Genomic DNA, 20,307 nt, shown 5'->3' with positions numbered 1-20,307 from the left:
ACTTCTCCTTCATCCGACGCTCGCGGGTACCGGCGGGGCCGCGGCTTCGATCAGCATCTTTTCGTCGACTTTCCCGTTGCGGGTCAAGGGAATCTCGTCGACCTGGACCCAGCGGGCGGGTAACGCGTAGCTCGGCAGCTGACGCGACAGGAACTCGCGCAACGATCGCGGATCCGCCTCGGCACCGGGGTGCACGACGATGGCCGCCACGAGCTGGAGACTTTGGTTCGGTTGCCGCGAGACGACGATCACGGCGTCGCGGATCCCGGGGTGACCGGCGAGGACGGTGCCGATCTCCTCGGTTTCGATGCGATGCCCGTCGAGTTTGATCTGCTTGTCCGCGCGGCCGAGGAAGAGCACGTTGCCGTCCGGATCGAGCCGGACCAGATCCCCCGTGCGGTACAGGCGTTCGCCGGCGTCCGGCGAGAAGTGGCCGAACCGTTTTCCCGTTTCGGTCTCGTCGCCGAGATAGCCGTCGGCCATTCCCGCTCCGGCCGCGTACAGTTCGCCGATCCCGCCGGGCGGGACGAGACGGGCGTTCCGGTCGAGGACGAAGACCTTGGTGCCGGCGATCGGCCTGCCGATGGGAAGCGGCCCGGTGACCTCCGCGCCGGACCGCACGGTGTGCGTGGTCGTGAACGTGGTGTTCTCGGTGGGGCCGTAGCCGTTCGTGATCACCAGCCCGGGATAGGACTCGAGCAGCTGTGTCACGGCGTCGTGCGGGACGACCTCGCCGCCGCTCAAGAGCCAGCGGAGCCCGGCGAGTGCCTGCGGCCGGGACTTGACCACCAGCCGGAACAGGCTGGCGGTCAGCCAGGCGACCGAGACTTCCCGTTCGATGAAGAACTTTTCGAGCTTCCGGACCGCCGGAAGCCTCCCGGGGAAGACCTCCAGCGTCGCGCCGTTGAGCAAGGTCACCCAGATCTCGTACGTCGACGCGTCGAAGGCCAGCGGCGCCATGCGCAGCACACGGTCGCCGGGGCGCGTTCGGAGTTCCGGTGTCCGCGCGAGCCGCGCGACCGCGCGATGCGGGACGACGACGCCCTTCGGTTCGCCGGTGGAACCGGACGTGAACGCGATGTACGCCGTGCGGCCCGGGTCCTCGGAGCCGGGTGCCCGGCTCGGTGACCCTGGATCCGGATGCTGCCCGGGAACCCAGGAATCGACGCGGACGAGCCCGCGCAGGACGGGATGATCCGCGGTGGCGGTGTCGACCACCGCGACCGCGGGTGCCAGCTTGCCGACGATCCTCGCCAACCGGGCGTCCGGCGCGTCGTCGTCGAATCCCGCGTACGCGGCGCCGAGACGGATGATCGCGAGCAACGCCACGATCTCGCCCGCCGACCGCCGGGCCGCGATGAGCACCGTGTCACCGGCCCGGACCCCCGCGTCCTCCAGGACCTCGGCGTACCGCCCGGCGGCGAGCGCGAGCTGTTCGTAGGTCAGCTCGACGTTCGCGTCCCGGACCGCGATCTCCCGTGGCCGGAGCCGGACCTGTTCCAGGAACAGGGATTCGATACCGGACGGCGGGCTGTCGGCGCCGGCCAGCGCGTCGAGGATCCGGCGGCGTTCCGGCGCGATGCAGCGCACGTCCTGAAGACGGCCGTCGAGCGAGGCCAGCTCGGTCACCGCGGTGGCGACGTCGGCCGCGAAGCCGTGCGCGGCGTCCGGCACCTCGGTGACGAAGCGGATCTCCCCGGAACGCAGGTCGGCGTCCGCGGACACGATTTCGAGGTCCGCGGAGCCGTCTCCGCCGTCTCCGGCCGTCCGGACCGAGCGCAGGAAGTCGCCGACGAGCGCGTCGTCGTCGATCCGGAGCCGGATCACCTTCCCGGCGACCGAGATCGCGGCCTCGCTCGCGGCCGTCCACCGGCACAGGGTGACCGCGAACGCGGCCACCACCAGTGCCGCGCGGTCGTCCGCGGCGGATCCGGCCGCGAGCCCGGCCGTCAGCTCGTAGGGAACGGGGCGCGCCTCAGGCATCGGCCTTGCTGCTCCCCGCGTTCAGGCGCTCCAACCGGACGTGGAGGTGGTCGGGCCGCCGGAAGATGTGACCCCGCTCGCGGAGCCGCCAGAAACCCTTCCGGATGCCGTCGAGCGAGCCGCCGAGCCGGACGCCGCCGAACCGGAGCGACAACCGCTCGAACAGCGTGTCGAACTCCGCCAGGGCCAGCTGGATGCCCAGGCACGTGTGCGGACCGGCCGAGAACGCCAGCAGCCGTTGGTCGGTGCGTTCCGGGCGCCAGGTGTCGGGATCCTCGAACGTGTTCTCGTCGCGGCTGGCGCTGCCCAGGGAGAGCAGGAGCGCGGACCGGCGCGGAATGTCCACCCCGTGCAGCGTCAGGTCGGTGGTCGCGTACCGGAGGATGGTGTGACTCGGCGGCTCCCACCGCAGGGTCTCGCGCACCACCTGGGTCCGGTATTCCTGATCCGCCAGCGCCGAAAGCTCGACGTCGTGCGCCAGGACGGCGTACATGATCTTGCCGATGGTGGCGACGCTCGTCTCGGTTCCGGCCAGCAGGAACAGCGTCGCCGTGCCCAGCATGGACTCGTCGACCGGTTCACCCGGCGGGAAGACCAGGTCGAGGAACGGCATCCGGGCGCCGTCCTCGCGAGCGGCGATCTTGTCCTTCAGGTACTCGATCAGCTCCGCCTTGGCCGTGAGCGCCGAGTCCAGCGAGGTCGCCGGGAACTCGATCGCGCCCGCCAGCGGAAGGACCCGGGGGCGCAGCCAGGCCGCGTCCTCCGGCGGCAGGCCGAACAGCCGGGTGACCATCGCGTAGGGCACCCCGACCGCGACCCGCTCCATGAACTCGACGTCGATCTCGTCCCGGGAGCCCATTTCGGCCTCGATCGAGTCGAGGACCTGGTCCACCGCGGGAACGAGGATCTCGGTGCGCAGCCGTTTCACCGATCCACCGGCGAACAGCGGCATGAACAGCTTGCGCAGATCGCGGTGACGCGGCCCGTCGGTGTCCAGCAGTGTCCGGCCGAACAACCGGCGGCTGCTGCGCATCGGGAACCCGCTGCCGACCTGGCGGTCCGACAGCAATTCCTGGACGTCGTCGAACCGGGTGATCAGGAAGGCGTTGAAGGCCGACGACCAGTGAACGGGTTCCGACCGCCGGAGTTCCTTGTAGATCTGCCACGGATCGGCGAGGAATTCGTCCGAACCGAAGTCCAGACTCACCTTCGTGGTGCTCATTTGTCGCCTCCGTTGCCGACCAGCTCGGTCCGGGACTTCAGCTGGCGGCCAGCCTCTTCCGAGGTGAGCCTGATGGACTCCGTGGTCCCGGCGTATCCGCCCGCCAGCGCGGGCACGACCTCGTGCGCGAGACCCGTCAGCTGCTCGAGAGTCGCCTTGTGCGAGACCCACCGGGGAACGAAGAAGTTCAACGAGACCGGGTCGCCGACGCGGTCCAGCAGATCGCGGATCCGGCTGACGCAGGTCGCGGTGTCGCCGACGATGAACCCGCCCGTGTCGACGAGGTTCTGCAGCGTCTTGCGATGGGCCACCGGGGAATCCGGGATCGGCATGCCGAGGGTGTTCCGGTACAGACCGCGCCGCAGCGCGGAAAACCCTTCCAGGAGTTCCTCGACGCCCTCGGCGGGGGAGTCGGCGATGTGCACGAAGACGTTGCACCGGATCCGGGTCCCGCCCGCGGACTTGTTCCGGTAGGAGTCGATCCGCTCGATCAGCGCGCCGACCGGATCCGGATCCATGCCCGGCCGGATGGAGCCCCACGGCGGTGCCACGTGGACGGTCGGGGTCGTGGCGGTGTCCGTCAGGAGCTCGATGCCGGCGGGGCTCAGCGAAGACGCGACGACGGTCTCGATGGCTCCGGGGCCCCGCAACGGCTGGAGCTGCAGGACGGCCTTCTTGACGGTGAACCACGGTGTCGTGGTGTTGACCGTCTCGCCGTTCAGGAGCGCCTGAACCGTCTCCAGCGCCGCCCGGAAATGATCGCGGACCGTGGCCGGGTCCACCCCGATCATTTCCATGTCGTGCACGTAGGTCCCGGTCCCGACGCCCAGGATCGCCCGGCCCGCGGTGAGGTGGTCGAGCAGCGCGATCCGTTCCGCGACGTGCAGGGGGTGGTGATAGGGCAGCGGGATCACGCCGGTGGCGAAGCGGATGCGGCGGGTTTCCCTGGCCAGTGCCGCCATCAGCATTTCCGGCGAGCTGAGCGTGCTCCAGCCGCTGGAGTGGTGCTCGCCGAGCCAGATCTCGTCGAAACCCAGGTCGTCGGCCAATACGCTCAGTTCGATGTCACGGTGCAGCGACGCGTGCGGGCTGACCGAAGGGTCGTGAAAGGGCGGCAGGAAGCAGCCGAACGCCTTGGAATTCATGATCCGAAAACCTCTTGATTCTTTGTCCGGGGGCGATCGTGATCGGCGGGCGACGGTCGTTTCTCAGCCGGCGGGCACCTGCTCCAGCAGGTAGTCGCAGAACTTGTCCACGGTGGTCAGATCCTCGTTCTCTTCGAGGTCGATGAACACGTCGAGCTTCGTCTCGATCTTCTCGATGAGCGCCAGGTATTCGATGGAGCTCATACCCGTCTCGGGGAACTCGGTGTCCGCCTCGATGGTCTGGTTTTCCAGAACACCGCCCGCGACCTCGGACAGCAGGGAAAAGATCTGCTGACGTAGTTCCGACCGTGCCTCTTCTGCGCTCATGTGTCCCCTTATGCTGATCCGCGCCGATGGGCGCGGGTAGACGAGTTCGGAATTCCGGTTCTACCGCGGGTGAGTACGGCGAAAAGTAAACCGGTGGTTTAAGTTGATCCCTTGCCCCGTGATTCACGGCAGCGAAAGTCACCCCAGCGTGGCGTCCGTGCATGCGGGCGGGTTGACACTATTGTGTCCCGAATAGGCCACGGTTTGCAACACCGTGCGGTGTCGCCGACTTTCGCGCGGATGGCCGAAAAGTGCCATATGACAAGAAAAACTCCTGGTGGGCGACGTCTCGACGTCGCTCCGTCCAGGAGTTTTCCGAATACTGTATGAAGCTATTTCAGCGCTGGCGTTTCTGAATCAGCGCCGCGAATTGGCGCCAGTCTTCGGCGCGGGTCTTGGCGAGCTCGGAGATCAATTCGAGCCGGTGTTCGGGTATGTTCCTGGCGACCTGATCCCACTCGTCCCGGTCGTTGAGATGGCCGTCCAGCAAGCGCACCAGGGTGCGCCCGGCCTCGGTGTAGCGAATGGTGGGATCCGACCGGAGCCGCTCCACCGCCGCTTGATCGGCGGTGGTCTGGGGGTGAGGGTCGGCGGAGCGTGGTCTCGCCGGGGGCCGTGCCGGGCCCACTTCCCGCGGCGTCGCGGGGGAGGACGTTTCGGTGTGGCGGTGCCGATGCCGCACGTCGTGCGCCGTCGCGAGGGAAACCCCCGCGCTGCGCGCGATTTCCCGGATGGAGGCGGACGGGTTGCTCGCGAGCAGCTCGTGCGCGCGACGGCGGCCCTGCGTCGGATCCAGCGCGCGGACGCGTCCGTCCCGGCCGACGTGGGCGTTCGACTGGGGAACTTCCCCAGTCGAACGGCGTAACCGGCCGACCGTCTTGTGGGACAGGCCCGTGACCGCCGCGATGGCGCGGTCGGACCACTGGGGGCGCAGTCCGAGAATCCGGCTCGCGGCGGTCTTGCGATCGGCGAGGGAAAGCGGCAATCCGTGTGCGATGTTCGACTTCACGGCGAGAATGAAGGCGGCTTGCTCGTCCCCGTCGAAGAACTGCACGGTGATCGCGGTGGCCTTCTTGATCTTGGCCGCCTGCAACCGATGCGTTCCGTCGATCACCCGCATCGTGGGACGGTGCACGAGAATCGGGGGGAGCGGGTTGTCCGTCTCCGCGAGTATTCGTGCGTAGGCGAGATCCACTCCCGCCGCCCGTGGTGAGCTTTCCGCCGACAACGCGTCCAGCGGCACTTCGACGACGTCGCCGAGCGCTGGATCCGAGGCCGCTGTCCAGTCACTTTCCCGCCTGGCCACGGGGATCTGTGGACTGTCTGCCTGTTTTTCCTTGTGCCAGTTCAACATCTTCTAGCCCCCAGAGAACTTGGATCATGTCAAACCTTTTCCATCATTCGAGCCGGTGTGTGAACTTGTCAAGGGCCGTGAGTCGCAACCGGGCCGCTGCCGGTTTACCTGGCATGTCGGCCTTTGTGCGGTGGTGACGACGCTGTCCAAGGGGGTCGCTTGACGGGAGTGCGCCTTGCGGGCAGCCTGGGTCGAAGATGGGCCGTACACAGGAGATCGCAGGCTGGGGGCTGATTCGGGACGCTCAGTATTCCTGAGAGTCATTCGGGACACTGAGCGTGAAGCTTTCGTATTGCGCGGACGAACTGAAAGTTCGTTTGTGCGCCCATTCTCTGGTGAGGCCACCCGATGCTATGAAAGGCCCGTTACTTGCAAAATTTGCAAGTAACGGGCCTTTCACAGCACGCTTGGTGAGTGTCCGATCCGGTTCGCACCGGGCGATCGGTGAACCGACTGTGTGCCCTCGGCAGGATTCGAACCTGCGACACCTGCCTCCGGAGGGCAGTGCTCTATCCCCTGAGCTACGAGGGCGTTGCCGCCTGGGCGACTCCGAAAGCTTAGCGCATCCGGTCCGGGGGCCTCGCGCGCGGTGGTCGTTAACCGTGGTGGTGGTCCACGACGCGGGCCAGGAGCCGGGTCAGCTGTTCCCGTTCGGCGGGTTCCAGTGGTGCGAGGAAGGCGTCCTGAGTCTCTCTGACCAGCTCTTCCAGGTGGTCGAGCCGTCTCGTGCCCGCGCCGGTGAGGGTGATCAGGTTGCGCCTGCCGTCGGCCGGGTCGGGGGAGCGTTCGACGTAGTCCGCGCCGGCGAGTTCGTTGATGACGGCGACGACGTCGCTGCGGTCGATTCCGGTTGCGCGGCTCAGGGTCGCTTGGCTCGACGGGCCGTTCTCGTCGATGGCCGCGAGGATCCCGTAGTGGTACCGGCGGGCGCCGCTGCGGGCGAACTCGTCCAGGGCGAGCCGGTGGGCCACGGTGGCGGCCTGGTTGACCAGCCAGCTGGCCTTGGTGCGGAGCCGGGCGGGGGCGGTGCTCATCGGGACAGCGTAGCGTTGGTGTCACCAACGAACTGGGAGGCTGTCGTGATCGAACCGTTCGAGGTGGGGATCCCCGAATCCGCCATCGCCGATCTGCGGACCAGGCTGCGCGCCACGCGCTGGCCCGAGCCGGCCACTGTGGACGACTGGAGCCAGGGTGTCCCGCTGGAGTTCGCGCGGGAGCTGTGCCGCTACTGGGCGGAGGACTACGACTTCGGCCTGGCCGGCCGCGTCAACGCCTTCCCGGGTTTCAAAACCGACGTGGACGGTCTCGGTATCCACTTCCTGCACGTCCGGTCGCCGGAGCCGGACGCGACGCCGCTCGTGCTCACGCACGGCTGGCCGGGCTCGGTGGTCGAGTTCCTGGACGTGCTCGGCCCGCTGGCCGACCCCGCCGCGCACGGGGGCGACCCCGCGGACGCGTTCCACGTCGTGGCGCCGTCGCTGCCCGGGTTCGGCTGGAGTGACAAGCCGTCCGGGACGGGCTGGAACGTCGAGCGCATCGCGCGGGCGTGGGACGAGCTGATGGGCGAGCTCGGCTACGAGCGCTATGCCGCGCAGGGCGGCGACTGGGGTGCCGGGGTCACGAACATGCTCGCCAAGGTCGCGCCGGAGCGGTTGATCGGCGTCCACGTCAACATGGCGGGCGTCCCGTACGACGAGGCCAGGCTGGGTGAACCGACGGCCGAGGAGAAGGCCGCGATCGGTGACCTGATCCGGTTCCAGAAGGTCGAGTCCGCGTACTCGCAGCAGCAGGCCACGCGCCCGCAGACGGTCGGCTACGGGCTCACCGACTCGCCGGTGGCGCAGGCGGCCTGGATCGCCGAGAAGTTCCGGGAGTGGACCGACAACGACGGTTCGCCGGAGACCGCGCTGTCCTGGCGGCAGATGCTCGACGCGATCTCCGTCTACTGGTTCACCGGGACGGCCGCTTCGTCGGCGCGGATCTACTGGGAGAGCAAGGAGCGGGACCTCTCGGCGATTGAGGTTCCTTCGGGTATCTCGATCTTCCCGCGCGAGATCATCCGCCCCTCGCGGCGCTGGGCGGAGCTGCGCTACACCGATCTTCGCTGGTACGAGGTGCTGCCCAAGGGCGGCCACTTCGCCGCGTTCGAGCAGCCCGAGGCCTTCGTCGGCCAGTTACGGGGGTTCTTCCGGTCGCTTCGGTAGCGGTCCGTGTCGGTTTCAAGTTTCGGGAAGGCCCTCCTGGGGGATGGCTTCCTTGTGTGGCTTAAGACATGGTGAACTTAGGCTCACCTGTATTGCACATATGCGCATGTGACAATATATTCGGCCTGTCGACTTCACGAGAGGCGGAGCAATGGGTCACGGGCACGGGCATGGGACGGCATCGCCGTCGAGCGCGTCAGGCCGCTACCTCAAGAGCCTGACGATCGCCCTGGTCATCGGCGCCGGCTTCATGGTCATGGAGTTCATCGTCGGGTTCGCCACGGGCTCGCTCGCGCTGATCTCCGACGCCGCGCACATGTTCACCGACGTCCTCGGAGTCGGCATGGCGCTGGCGGCGATCATGCTCGCCCGGCGCAGTGGCCCGACGCTCACCCGCACGTTCGGTTTCTACCGGGCCGAAGTGCTCGCGGCGCTGGGCAACGCCATCCTGTTGTTCGGCGTCGCGGGCTACGTCCTGGTCGAGGCCTTCGGCCGGATCAGCGACCCGCCCGTCGTCCCCGGCCTGCCGGTGCTGCTGGCCGCGGCCGCGGGCCTGGTCGCGAACATCGTCTCGTTCTTGATCCTGCGCAAGGGCGCAGAGGAGAGCATCAACGTCCGGGGCGCGTACCTCGAAGTCCTCGCCGACCTCATCGGCTCCGTCGGGGTGCTGCTGAGCGGCGCGATCACGCTGCTGACCGGCTGGCGCTACGCCGACCCGATCATCGGTGTCGCGATCGGCCTGTTCGTCCTGCCCCGCACCTACGCCCTCGCCCGCCGCGCGCTGCGGATCCTGTTCCAGCACGCGCCGAAGGGGGTCGACGTCGCCGGGATCCAGGCCGAACTCGGTGGGCTGAAGGGCGTCGAGGACGTCCACGACCTGCACGTCTGGACGCTGACTTCGGGGATGGAGGTCGCTTCGGCGCACCTCACCATCGCGCCGACCGTCGAGCAGGCCGCGGTCCTGACCGAGGCCCAGAACCTCCTGGCCGACCGCTACTCGATCGAGCACGCGACGCTGCAGATAGAAGTGCCCCAGTGCGCGCAACGGTGCCGGGAACTCTCCTGGTAACCCCCACGACTCGTAAGCCAAAGGTGGCGAGGCGGGGCCGACGGGTGGGGGCGGGGTTGCCGGGGTGACCTGACGCTCCCTCGACTGTCCTTAAGGGACACGTCTCGGGATATCGACGTCCGGTTTAGGCGCTTTGCGTGGTTCGGGGTGGGGGTCGTGAGTGGCAAAGAGGGTTAGAACCCTCTTTGCCACTCACGACCCCCACTGCAAAGCCTGCATATAGGCATGAATTAGACATTCAGCCGCCTGGAAGTGTCCCGTGTGGACAGTCGGAGCGCGATCGGCTCGCGTCGGCAGACCCCCCACGACGCGTTTGGTCCTCTAGTTGCGGTAGTTCGTGAAGCCAACTACCGCAACTAGAGGACCAAACGAGTAAGAGGGGAGGCGTCAGGCGGGGAGCGGGGAGCCGCCGCGCTCCTGGAGCAGGCCCTTCATCAGGTCCATCTCGGCGCCCTGCGAGACGAGCATGCTCCGCGTCAGCGACTTCACGTCCGCGATGGACGTGTGGTCGTTGCCGTACTGCGCCATCTCCGTCCCGCCCATGTGATGCCGCAGCATCAGCTGGAGGAAGAAGACGTCCATCTCCTTGCCGGTCAGCGACCGCAGTTTGGCCAGTTCGGCCGAAGTCGCCATCCCCGGCATCGGCGCGCCGTTCGACGGCTTCATGTCGACGCCCCCGTGTCCGGCGTGGCCGGACGGTTCGGTCATCCAGGTCATGTAGGCGCCGTTCGCCTGCTCGGGCTGGCCCCACAGGCCCAGCCAGCCCTTCATCCGGCCGACCTGGCCGGTCTGCGTGCGCTCGATGTCGAACGCGAGGGTCTTGATCGCCGGATCGGCGGTGTGGTCCCGCGCCCAGCCCGCCATGGTGACGGCCTGGAGGTGGTGCACCGACATGTCCTGCGCGAAACCGACCTCGACCGAGCCCGCACCCGGGGTCGTCGGCTCCGGATCGGAGTCGACCAACCTGGTCGTCAGGGCGCCGAGGCCGAAGCCCGCGATCAGCATGACGACCAGGGCGGCCCCGATCACCAGCCACCGGCTCTTGGTCGAGCGCGGTACCTCGTCGCCGGGTTCGTCGACGTACTGGAGATCGGGGTCCATCCGGCTCACTTACTTGCTCGCGGGCGCCGACGGCTGGGTGGCCGGGGGCTGCGACGGCTGGCCGGCGCCGGGCTGCCCGTCCTGCTGGGTGCCCGCGGTGCCCTTGTAGTCCATCGGCTTCGCGTCCGGTCCCGGCGGGGTGGCGTCGAACTTGCCCGGCTCGATCTGCGCGTCGCAGGTGGCGTCACGCTCGGGGTACGCGCCGTAGGGGTTGGTGCGCAGCGCCGCGATGAACTGGTCGATCCGCTCGTCGGAGGCGCTGTCCAGCTTCAGCTGGTGGCCCCAGGACTGCAGCGAGATCGGCTTGTCGAGGTTCGGGTACGGCGACATCGTGGTGTACGGCTTGCCCTCGACGCGGACCCGCAGCAGCTCGAGCGCCTCGCCCGAGATCTGCGCCGGGTTGTAGGCGATCCAGACCGCGCCGTGCTCGAGACCGTGGACCATGTTCTCGTTGCGGACGGCTTCCGGGTAGACGACGCCGTTGCACGCGGCCCAGGCCTGGTCGTGGGGGCCACCGAAGGGCGGGGTCTTGTCGTAGGCGACGCGCTCGGCGGCCGTGACGTGCACGGAGCCCTCGTACGTCGTGGTGGTCACGCCGTTGATCCGCTTGGAGGGATCCGGGTCCTGCTGCGAAGGCGCGAAGGCGGCCGCGGTCTCTTCGCGGGTCTTCTGCTCGCGCTTCGGCGCCGAGGCGACCATGTAGTAGGTGACCACCGAGGCCGCCAAGGCGACGATCGCGACGACCGCGATGATCGTGCCCCAGGGCGTGCCCTTCTTGGACACGACGGAACTACGGGCTGCCTTCATGGCGTTCTTCGACGACGCGCCCTTTTTTCTGGTTGTCCCGTTAGCCATGGCTCCTGCGTTCTCCAAAGGGGGTGGTCCCTGCGCGGGCCAGTGTAGAGACCGCGCGTCTGATCACCGTGAACAGCCGGAAGATCACCGGCTTGGCTCACACCTTCCGGCGGTCGCTGCGAAGCCCGGACCAGGTCACACCTAGAATTCCGCGAGTGACTCCCGCAGCTCTCGCCGACCTGGTCCGTAACTCAGCCGTGCAGGTTCTCACCGCGCGCGGCCTCGACGATTCCGTGCTGCCGGAGAAGGTGACGATCGAACGTCCCCGCAACCCCGAGCACGGCGATTACGCGACCAACCTGGCGCTGCAGGTGGCCAAGAAGGCGGGCATGAAGCCCCGCGACTTCGCCGACGCGCTGGCCGAGGCCCTCGCCGCGGCCGACGGTATCGACTCGGCCGAGGTCGCCGGGCCGGGCTTCCTCAACCTCCGGCTCGCCGCCGACGCGCAGGGCCAGATCGTCCAGCAGGTCCTCGACGCCGGCGAGCGGTTCGGCCTCGGCGACGAGCTGGCCGGGCTCAAGATCAACCTCGAGTTCGTCTCGGCGAACCCGACCGGCCCGATCCACCTCGGCGGCACCCGCTGGGCCGCGGTCGGCGACGCGCTGGGCCGCGTGCTGTCCGCGCAGGGCGGCCTGGTCACCCGGGAGTACTACTTCAACGACCACGGCGCGCAGATCGACCGCTTCGTGCGGTCCCTGGTCGCCGCCGCCAAGGGCGAGCCCGCCCCGGAGGACGGCTACGCGGGCGGCTACATCAACGACATCGCCGCCGAGGTCATCCGCCAGGAGCCGAGCGCGCTGTCGCTGCCGGACGACGAGCGCGCCGAGACCTTCCGCCGGGTGGGCATCGAGCTGATGTTCACCGAGATCAAGCAGAGCCTGCACGACTTCGGCACCGACTTCGACGTCTACTTCCACGAGAACTCGCTGCACGAGTCCGGCGCCGTCGGGTCGTCGGTCCAGCGGTTGAAGGACTCCGGGAACCTGTACTTCGAGGACGGCGCCTGGTGGCTGAAGTCCAAGGAGCACGGCGACGACAAGGACCGCGTCGTCATCAAGAAGGACGGCAACCCGGCCTACATCGCCGGTGACCTCGCCTACTTCCAGGACAAGCGCAAGCGCGGTTTCGACCTCTGCATCTACATGCTCGGCGCCGACCACCACGGGTACATCGCCCGCCTCAAGGCCGCCGCGGCCGCCTTCGGTGACGACCCGGCCGTGGTCGAGGTCCTGATCGGCCAGATGGTCAACCTGGTCTCCGACGGCAAGCCGGTCCGGATGAGCAAGCGCGCGGGCACCGTGATCACCATGGAGGACCTGGTCGGCACCGTCGGGGTCGACGCGGCCCGCTACGAGCTGATCCGCTACTCGGTCGACTCCACTCTGGACATCGACCTCGACCTGTTGCGCAAGCACTCCAACGACAACCCGGTCTACTACGTCCAGTACGCCCACGCGCGGCTGGCCTCCTTGCAGCGCAACGCTTCCGACCTCGGCCTCAAAACCGATGGCGATGTCGACTTCGGTCTGCTCACCCTGCCCGCCGAGGGCGATCTCATCCGCACACTCGGCGAATTCCCGACCGTCCTCCGCCGGGCCGCACAGCTGCGCGAACCGCACCGCGTCGCCCGGTATCTCGAAGAACTCGCCGGCGCCTACCACAAGTGGAACGCCGTCGGCCGGGTTCTCCCGAAGGGCGACGAGGAGACCACCCCCCTCACGTTTTCCCGGCTCGCGCTCTGTGAGGCGACCCGCCAGGTACTGGCGAACGGCCTCACGGTGCTCGGTGTCTCCGCTCCGGAACGGATGTAATCGATGGCTCACCCCGCCGGCCCCCGCCACGCCGACGTCTACCCCCACGCCGACGCCTCCGGTTTCCCGCCGTCGAGTCCCGAAGAACTCGACAGGCTGTATCCGAAGGTCTGGCCCCGCAACACCTTCCGAGGTGGAGACGGCGTCGTGCGCATCGCGGGCGTCGACGTCCGCGAACTCGCCGAGAAGTACGGCACGCCGCTGTTCGTCGTCGACGAGGCCGACTTCAAGTCCCGCTGCGCCGACTACGCCGAGGCTTTCGACGACCCGGCGCTCGTGCACTACGCGTCCAAGGCGTTCCTGTCCATCGAGATCGCCCGCTGGGTGGCCGAGCAGGGACTGAGCCTGGACGTCTGCAGTGGCGGCGAACTCGCCGTCGCGCAGCGCGCGGACTTCCCGGCCGAGCGGATCACCTTCCACGGCAACAACAAGTCCCTTCCCGAACTCGAAGCCGCCGTCGAGGCGGGCGTCGGCACGGTCGTGGTCGACTCCTACTACGAGATCGCGCGGCTGGCGGATGTCGCCGCCCGGCACGACATCGTGCAGAACGTGCTGATCCGGGTCACCGTCGGCGTCGAGGCGCACACCCACGAGTTCATCGCGACCGCGCACGAGGACCAGAAGTTCGGTTTCTCGCTGGCTTCCGGTGACGCGGCCGAAGCCGTGCGCCGCGTGCTCAACGCGCCGTCGCTCAAGCTGATCGGCCTGCACAGCCACATCGGTTCGCAGATCTTCGACGCCGACGGCTTCGAGGTCGCCGCCCGCCGCGTGGTCGGCCTGCTGGCCGAACTCGCCAAGGAGCACGGCAACGATCTGCTCGACCAGCTGTCGATCGTCGACCTCGGCGGCGGTTTCGGTATCGCCTACACCGACAAGGACAACCCGCCCCCGCCCGCGCAGATGATCACGCAGATCCGCGAGATCGTCCGCAAGGAATGCGAGTACGCGGGCCTTCCCGTGCCGAAGATCGCGGGCGAGCCGGGCCGGGCCATCGCCGGTCCCGGCACGATCACGCTCTACGAGGTCGGCACCATCAAGGACGTGTCGCTCGGCGACAAGGCCGCCCGGCGCTACGTCAGCGTCGACGGCGGCATGAGCGACAACATCCGCACCGCGCTCTACGACGCGGTGTACGACTGCCGTCTCGTTTCCCGCACCTCCGACGACGACGGGGACGGCCAGGTCGCCGCCGCGCTGTCCCGGGTCGTGGGAAAACACTGTGAGTCCGGCGACATCGTCGTCCGGGACTGCTGGCTCCCCGACACTCTTGCTCCCGGCGACCTGCTCGCCGTGGCGGCCACCGGGGCGTATTGCTACTCGATGGCCAGCGGGTACAACCGGCAGCCGCGGCCCGCGGTGGTGGCCGTGCGCAACGGCAGCGCCCGCGTGCTGCTGCGGCGGGAGACGACGGACGACATGCTGCGCCTGGAGGTCTAGCAAGTGTCTACTGTGGACGGACGCGTGATCAGGGTCGCCCTGCTCGGCTGCGGGACGGTCGGCGGTGAGGTCGTCCGCCTGCTCACCGAGCAGGCGGAGGAGCTCGCCGCCAGGGCGGGCGCCAGGGTGGAGCTCGCGGGCATCGCCGTGCGGCGCCCCGACAAGCACCCCGAACTGCCGCCGGAGCTGGTGACCTCCGACGTGACGAAGCTCGTCACCTCCGACGACGTCGACGTCGTCGTCGAACTGGTCGGCGGGATCGAGCCGGTGCGGGAGTGGCTGCTCGACGCGCTCAAGGCCGGGAAATCCGTTGTCACGGCGAACAAAGCGCTGATGGCCGAGCATTCCGCGGAGCTGTTCGAGGCCGCCGACGCGTCCGGTGTGGACCTCTACTTCGAAGCGGCCGTGGCCGGGGCGATCCCGTTGCTGCGCCCGCTGCGCGAATCGATGGCGGGTGACCGCATCACCCGCGTGATGGGCATCGTCAACGGCACCACCAACTTCATCCTGTCCGCGATGGACTCCACCGGCGCGGGCTACGCGGAAACCCTGGAAGAGGCCAGCAGGCTCGGATACGCCGAGGCGGACCCGACGGCCGACGTCGACGGCTACGACGCGGCGTCCAAGGCCGCGATCCTCGCCTCGCTCGCGTTCCACACCCGCGTCACGGCGTCCGAGGTGCACCGTGAGGGCATCGCCGACGTCACCGCGTCGGACCTCGCCGCGGCGAAGGTGCTGGGCCGCACGGTGAAACTGCTCGCCATCTGCGAGCGCGTCACCTCCGACGACGGCGCCGAATCCGTTTCGGCGCGCGTACATCCGGTGATGATCCCGCGCGGGCACCAGCTCGCCGGGGTCGGCGGCGCGTACAACGCCGTCTACGTCGAGGCCGACGCCGCCGGTGAGCTCATGTTCTACGGTCAGGGCGCCGGTGGCGCGCCGACCGCGAGTGCCGTGCTCGGCGACCTCGTCGCGGTGGCTCGAAACCGGGTCGTCGGCGGCCGTGGCCCGCGCGAATCCGCGCACGCCGCGCTCCCGGTCAGGCCGATGGGCCAGACGCCGACGCGGTACCACGTCAGTCTCGACGTGGCCGATCGAGCGGGCGTGCTCGCCCAGGTGGCCCAGGCGTTCGCCGGGCACGGCGTCAGCATCGCCGCGGTGCGGCAGCGCGACGCCAACGACACGGCCAGCCTGGTCGTGGTCACCCACCTGGCGCCGGACGCGGCCTTGAAGTCCACTGTGGACGACATCGCCAAACTCGATGTGGTGAACCAGGTCGTCAGTGTGATGCGTGTGGAAGGCGAAGACCAGTGATTCCCCAACCATGGCCAGGGATCATCCAGGCCTACCCCGACCGGATCCCGGTCCCGGCCGGCGCGAAGGTGATCACCCTCGGCGAGGGCAACACCCCGTTGCTGCCCGCGCCGCACCTCTCGGAACTGACCGGCTGCGAGGTCTACCTCAAGGTCGAGGGCGTGAACCCGACCGGGTCGTTCAAGGACCGCGGGATGACCGTCGCCATCACGCACGCGCTCGCCAGCGGGCTCCAAGCGGTCATCTGCGCCTCCACCGGCAACACCTCGGCGTCGGCCGCCGCCTACGCGGCCCGCGCCGGGCTCACCTGCGCGGTGCTGGTCCCGCAGGGCAAGATCGCGATGGGCAAACTCGCCCAGGCCGTCCTGCACGGCGCGCGGATCCTGCAGGTGGACGGCAACTTCGACGACTGCCTCGAGCTGGCGCAGAAGACCGCGATCGACTACCCGGTGACCTTGGTCAACTCGGTCAACCCGGTGCGCATCGCGGGCCAGAAGTCGGCCGCGTTCGAGATCTGCGACGTGCTCGGCAAGGCGCCGGACATCCACTGCCTGCCGGTCGGCAACGCGGGCAACATCACCGCCTACTGGGCGGGATATTCGGAGTACGCGGGCGACGGTGTGGTGAAGAACACCCCGCGGATGTTCGGCTTCCAGGCGGCGGGCGCCGCACCGCTCGTGCACGGCGAGCCGGTGCCCGATCCGGACACCATCGCGACCGCGATCCGCATCGGCAGCCCCGCGTCCTGGGACGGCGCGATGAAGGCGAAGAACGCCTCCGCCGGGCTGTTCGAGGCCATCACCGACGAGAAGATCCTCGAGGCGTACCGGCTGCTCGCCAGCAAGGAGGGCGTGTTCGTCGAGCCCGCCTCGGCGACCAGCGTCGCGGGCCTGCTCGCGACGGCCGCCGACGGCCGCCTGCCGAAGGGCTCGACCGTCGTCTGCACCGTCACCGGCCACGGCCTGAAGGACCCGGCGACGGCACTGGAGGGCAACGTCGAGGTCGAACCGCTCGCCGTCGACCCGACCGCCGTCGCCGCAGCGCTGGACCTGCGATGACGCTGCTCAAGGTCAAGGTCCCGGCGTCTTCGGCGAACCTCGGCCCGGGGTTCGACACGCTGGGCCTGGCGCTGGCGCTGTACGACCGGGTCGAACTCCGGATCACCGATCACGGGCTCAAGATCGAGGTGATCGACGCGGGCGCCGGCGGCGTGGACGACGTCCCGACCGACGAGTCGCACCTGGTCGTCCGGGCTTTCCGGCGGGCCTGCGAGCACCTGGACGTCCGGGTGCCGGGCCTGCACCTGCGCTGCTTCAACGCCATCCCGCACGCCCGCGGCCTCGGCTCGTCCGCGGCCGCCGTCGTGACCGGCGTCGCGGCGGCGTACGCGCTGGCTGAGAAGGCCCTGGACGACGATGCGCTGCAATTGGCGGCCGGGTTCGAGGGACACGCCGACAACGCCGCGGCGAGCCTCCTGGGCGGCTTCGTGGTGGCCTGGAACGAGGGCGAACGGTTCCTCGCCGAACGGCTCCAGCCGCATCACGACATCCGGCCCGTGGTCGCCATCCCGGCCCTGCGGTCCTCCACCGACGCGACGCGCGGCCTGCTTCCCGCCCAGGTCCCGCACGCCGACGCGGCGTTCACGGCGGGTCGCGCGGCGCTCGCGGTCCACGCGCTCACTTCGCGCCCTGACCTGTTGCTCTCCGCGACCGAAGATCGGCTTCACCAGCATTACCGGGCGCCCGCGTACCCGGCGAGCAGCGAACTGGTTCGCGCGCTGAGGGCCGAAGGGGTGGCCGCGGCCATCTCCGGAGCCGGTCCGAGCGTGCTCGCGCTGACCACCGGGGGAATACTCCCGGCGGGCGTGGACGTTACATCTTTCGACGTCACCGAGCTGCCGGTCGATCCGGGCGGCGTTCAGGTCGCGGCCCAGTAAAGCCTCGGTCACATGCCGGGGCCCCATCCCGCCACGCGGGGGGTGGTTGTTGCACCCGGCCGTGGCGCGGTCTACCCTCGGGGGCGTTCGATCACCGTGCGTTTCCGCACCCGGTGCCGGTCCAGGTGACCAGTGTCATCCTTGGCCCGCATCCTTTGTTGATCCGCCAGTCCCGCACAGAGTCCGGCAACAGCACAGCCTGGCAAGCGGGGGCTGGCAGGTCGACGCAGGCGGGTTCCCGGTTTCGGCGGTGCCGAATTCCGCGTCCTCCATTTGGAGGACGCAAATCCCTGTGCTGGAGGCCTTCTAGCTGTGTTCAACACGGCCGAGGAGCTGATCGCCCGTATCGGGGGCCAGATACGCCGTTTCGCAATCGGACGCGAACGGCGGTCCGCTGATCCACCTGGAGGCGTGGATCGGTCAGGAAGGACATTTGTGAGCAACACCGATCTTTTGAGCGACGTCGAAGGTGGCGCCGCCGAGTCGAACGGCGCCGTCGCTCCCAAGCGCACGGTCGGCGGATTGACCGGCAAGACCGTCGCCGAACTGCGCTCGATCGCTGGGGACCTTGGCATCGGCGAGACCACGGGTATGCGTAAGGGCGACCTGATCGCGGCCATCCGTGAGCGCCAGGGCAAGACCAAGCGCAAGACCCCCGCCGCGGCGAGCGAAACGCTTCCGCTCGAGGGGATCGATGCACCACGCAAGGCTCCCAAGGCCGAAGCGCCCAAGACGGAGGCCCCGAAGCAGGAGGCCCCGAAGGCCGAAGCGCCGAAGGCGGAAGCCGCCCCGGCCGAAGCCCCGCGCGCCGAGAAGGCCGAAAAAGTCTCGGACAACGGCTCCGCGCCCGCCGCCGAGCGGCCCGCGCAGCAGGAGAACGGGCCGCAGGACGGCCAGTCGCAGCAGGAAGAGGGCGGCCGCAGCCGTCGTCGTCGTGGCTCCAACCGCGCCGCGGGTTCGCCCGAACAGGGTGGCCAGCAGCGTGATCGCGGTGAGCAGCGTGACCGCGGGGACCGTGGCGAGCAGCGTGACCGCGGCGAGCAGCGTGACCGTGGCGAGCGTGGCGACCGCAACGAGCGTGGCGACCGCGGTGAGCAGGGCGGCAACCGTCAGGGCAACCGTGACGGCGGTCGTGACGGCGGTCGCGACAGCCGCGGCCAGGACAGCCGCCAGCGCAACCAGCAGGGCGGCGGCCAGGACAACAGCCAGCGTCAGGGCCAGCAGGGCCCGCAGGGTGACGACGACGAGGAAGGCGGCCGTCGCGGCCGTCGCTTCCGCGACCGTCGCCGCCGGGGTACCGGCGGTGGCCGTGAACAGGGCGGTTCGCCCGACACCGAGATCCGCGAGGACGACGTCCTGCTGCCCGTCGCGGGCATCCTGGACGTGCTCGACAACTACGCGTTCGTGCGTACCTCGGGCTACCTCGCCGGGCCGAACGACGTGTACGTCTCGCTGTCGCTGGTCCGCAAGTACGGCCTGCGCCGCGGTGACGCCCTCACCGGTGTCGTGCGCCAGCCGCGTGACGGCGAGCAGCAGCGGCAGAAGTTCAACCCGCTGGTGCGCGTCGACTCGATCAACGGCCTGGAGCCGGACGAGGCCAAGCGTCGCCCGGAGTTCACCAAGCTGACCCCGCTGTACCCGAACGAGCGGCTGCGCCTCGAGACCGAGTCGCACAAGCTCACCACCCGCGTCATCGACCTGGTGATGCCGGTCGGCAAGGGACAGCGTGCCCTGATCGTGTCGCCGCCCAAGGCCGGCAAGACGACGATCATGCAGGACATCGCGAACGCGATCTCGACGAACAACCCCGAGTGCCACCTGATGGTCGTGCTCGTGGACGAGCGTCCTGAAGAGGTCACCGACATGCAGCGTTCGGTGAAGGGCGAGGTCATCGCCTCGACCTTCGACCGTCCGCCGTCCGACCACACGTCGGTCGCGGAGCTGGCCATCGAGCGGGCGAAGCGGCTCGTCGAGATGGGCCACGACGTCGTCGTGCTGCTCGACTCGATCACCCGCCTCGGCCGTGCGTACAACCTCGCGGCCCCGGCGTCCGGCCGGATCCTCTCCGGTGGTGTCGACTCGACCGCGCTCTTCCCGCCGAAGCGTTTCCTCGGCGCGGCGCGCAACATCGAGAACGGCGGTTCGCTCACGATCTTCGCCACGACGATGGTCGAGACCGGATCCACCGGTGACACGGTCATCTTCGAGGAGTTCAAGGGCACCGCGAACGCGGACCTCAAGCTCGACCGGAAGATCGCCGAGCGGCGCGTCTTCCCCGCGGTGGACATCAACCCGTCCGGTACCCGCAAGGAAGATCTGCTGCTTTCGCCGGACGAGCTCGCGGTCACCCACAAGCTGCACCGGGTGCTGCACGCGCTGGACTCGCAGCAGGCCATCGACCTGCTGATCTCGCGACTGCGCAAGACGAAGACCAACATCGAGTTCCTCATGCAGGTCTCGAAGACGGCCCTCGGCTCGAACGACGACGACTGATCAAGTAGCTGAAGGGGCCCTTCACCGCATCGCATGCGGTGAAGGGCCCCTTCGTC

16 protein-coding genes and 1 tRNA gene are annotated in these 20,307 nt (G+C 68.8%); 8 read left to right on the top strand and 9 right to left on the bottom strand.

The window, feature by feature from the left end; all coding sequences use genetic code 11:
• Positions 1 to 9 precede the first annotated feature (9 nt).
• From BKN51_RS26855 to BKN51_RS26825, 7 genes are all read right to left on the bottom strand, one after another.
• The gene (locus tag BKN51_RS26855; protein WP_101610281.1) at positions 10 to 1,983 is read right to left on the bottom strand and encodes an amino acid adenylation domain-containing protein; all 1,974 of its coding nucleotides are present in this window, start codon (positions 1,981 to 1,983) and stop codon (positions 10 to 12) included.
• Positions 1,976 to 3,205: a cytochrome P450 gene (locus tag BKN51_RS26850; protein WP_101610280.1), complete on the bottom strand. Its 1,230-nt coding sequence runs from the start codon at positions 3,203 to 3,205 to the stop codon at positions 1,976 to 1,978. Before BKN51_RS26850 ends, BKN51_RS26855 begins: the two co-directional genes overlap by 8 nt.
• Positions 3,202 to 4,350 (bottom strand): LLM class flavin-dependent oxidoreductase, encoded by a 1,149-nt coding sequence (locus BKN51_RS26845; protein ID WP_101610279.1) that lies wholly within the window; start codon positions 4,348 to 4,350, stop codon positions 3,202 to 3,204. The genes BKN51_RS26850 and BKN51_RS26845 overlap by 4 nt, the downstream gene beginning before the upstream one ends.
• A gap of 63 nt (positions 4,351 to 4,413) precedes the next feature.
• Positions 4,414 to 4,677 carry an acyl carrier protein gene (locus BKN51_RS26840; RefSeq protein ID WP_101610278.1) on the bottom strand — a complete coding sequence of 88 codons (264 nt, stop codon included), beginning with the start codon at positions 4,675 to 4,677 and terminating at the stop codon, positions 4,414 to 4,416.
• Between the two features lie 337 nt (positions 4,678 to 5,014).
• A complete protein-coding gene (locus BKN51_RS26835; RefSeq protein ID WP_233222981.1) occupies positions 5,015 to 5,983 on the bottom strand; it encodes a ParB/RepB/Spo0J family partition protein in 969 nt (322 codons plus the stop codon).
• A 506-nt stretch (positions 5,984 to 6,489) separates the two neighbouring features.
• Positions 6,490 to 6,562: transfer RNA gene (locus tag BKN51_RS26830), tRNA-Arg, on the bottom strand.
• Between the two features lie 65 nt (positions 6,563 to 6,627).
• The gene (locus tag BKN51_RS26825; RefSeq protein WP_101610276.1) at positions 6,628 to 7,065 is read right to left on the bottom strand and encodes a MarR family winged helix-turn-helix transcriptional regulator; all 438 of its coding nucleotides are present in this window, start codon (positions 7,063 to 7,065) and stop codon (positions 6,628 to 6,630) included.
• Positions 7,066 to 7,110: 45 nt separating this feature from the next.
• Here BKN51_RS26825 and BKN51_RS26820 point away from each other — a divergent pair, with 45 nt between their 5' ends.
• Entirely contained in the window at positions 7,111 to 8,235 is a 1,125-nt protein-coding gene (locus BKN51_RS26820) for an epoxide hydrolase family protein (protein ID WP_158255735.1), read from the top strand.
• 151 nt (positions 8,236 to 8,386) lie between these two features.
• Positions 8,387 to 9,304, top strand: coding sequence for a cation diffusion facilitator family transporter (locus tag BKN51_RS26815; protein WP_101610274.1), 918 nt, complete (start codon positions 8,387 to 8,389; stop codon positions 9,302 to 9,304).
• A gap of 387 nt (positions 9,305 to 9,691) precedes the next feature.
• On the opposite strand, the gene BKN51_RS26810 is transcribed toward BKN51_RS26815, so the two are convergent.
• Together BKN51_RS26810 and BKN51_RS26805 are read right to left on the bottom strand one after the other, a co-directional pair.
• Positions 9,692 to 10,405 carry a DUF305 domain-containing protein gene (locus tag BKN51_RS26810; protein WP_101610273.1) on the bottom strand — a complete coding sequence of 238 codons (714 nt, stop codon included), beginning with the start codon at positions 10,403 to 10,405 and terminating at the stop codon, positions 9,692 to 9,694.
• 9 nt (positions 10,406 to 10,414) lie between these two features.
• Positions 10,415 to 11,212, bottom strand: a complete 798-nt coding sequence (locus BKN51_RS26805) for a DUF3105 domain-containing protein (protein ID WP_101610272.1) — start codon at positions 11,210 to 11,212, stop codon at positions 10,415 to 10,417.
• A 203-nt stretch (positions 11,213 to 11,415) separates the two neighbouring features.
• On the opposite strand from BKN51_RS26805, the gene argS reads away from it, so the two are divergent.
• The 6 genes from argS to rho all read left to right on the top strand — a co-directional run bounded on the left by argS (position 11,416) and on the right by rho (position 20,251).
• Positions 11,416 to 13,071 (top strand): arginine--tRNA ligase, encoded by a 1,656-nt coding sequence (gene argS / locus BKN51_RS26800; protein WP_101610271.1) that lies wholly within the window; start codon positions 11,416 to 11,418, stop codon positions 13,069 to 13,071.
• A 3-nt stretch (positions 13,072 to 13,074) separates the two neighbouring features.
• Positions 13,075 to 14,508, top strand: a complete 1,434-nt coding sequence (gene lysA / locus BKN51_RS26795; RefSeq protein ID WP_101610270.1) for a diaminopimelate decarboxylase — start codon at positions 13,075 to 13,077, stop codon at positions 14,506 to 14,508.
• 3 nt (positions 14,509 to 14,511) lie between these two features.
• Positions 14,512 to 15,822, top strand: coding sequence for a homoserine dehydrogenase (locus BKN51_RS26790; protein ID WP_101610269.1), 1,311 nt, complete (start codon positions 14,512 to 14,514; stop codon positions 15,820 to 15,822).
• Complete coding sequence (thrC, locus tag BKN51_RS26785; RefSeq protein WP_101610268.1) at positions 15,819 to 16,880, top strand: threonine synthase; 1,062 nt, start codon at positions 15,819 to 15,821, stop codon at positions 16,878 to 16,880. Before BKN51_RS26790 ends, thrC begins: the two co-directional genes overlap by 4 nt.
• Positions 16,877 to 17,758 (top strand): homoserine kinase, encoded by an 882-nt coding sequence (gene thrB, locus BKN51_RS26780; protein ID WP_101610267.1) that lies wholly within the window; start codon positions 16,877 to 16,879, stop codon positions 17,756 to 17,758. Before thrC ends, thrB begins: the two co-directional genes overlap by 4 nt.
• 435 nt (positions 17,759 to 18,193) lie before the next feature.
• Positions 18,194 to 20,251 carry a transcription termination factor Rho gene (rho, locus tag BKN51_RS26775; RefSeq protein ID WP_101610266.1) on the top strand — a complete coding sequence of 686 codons (2,058 nt, stop codon included), beginning with the start codon at positions 18,194 to 18,196 and terminating at the stop codon, positions 20,249 to 20,251.
• Positions 20,252 to 20,307: the final 56 nt, after the last annotated feature.

Origin of the sequence: Amycolatopsis sp. BJA-103, assembly GCF_002849735.1 — a bacterium.
Classification (GTDB): domain Bacteria; phylum Actinomycetota; class Actinomycetes; order Mycobacteriales; family Pseudonocardiaceae; genus Amycolatopsis.
This window is presented reverse-complemented; position numbering and strand designations above follow the sequence as displayed.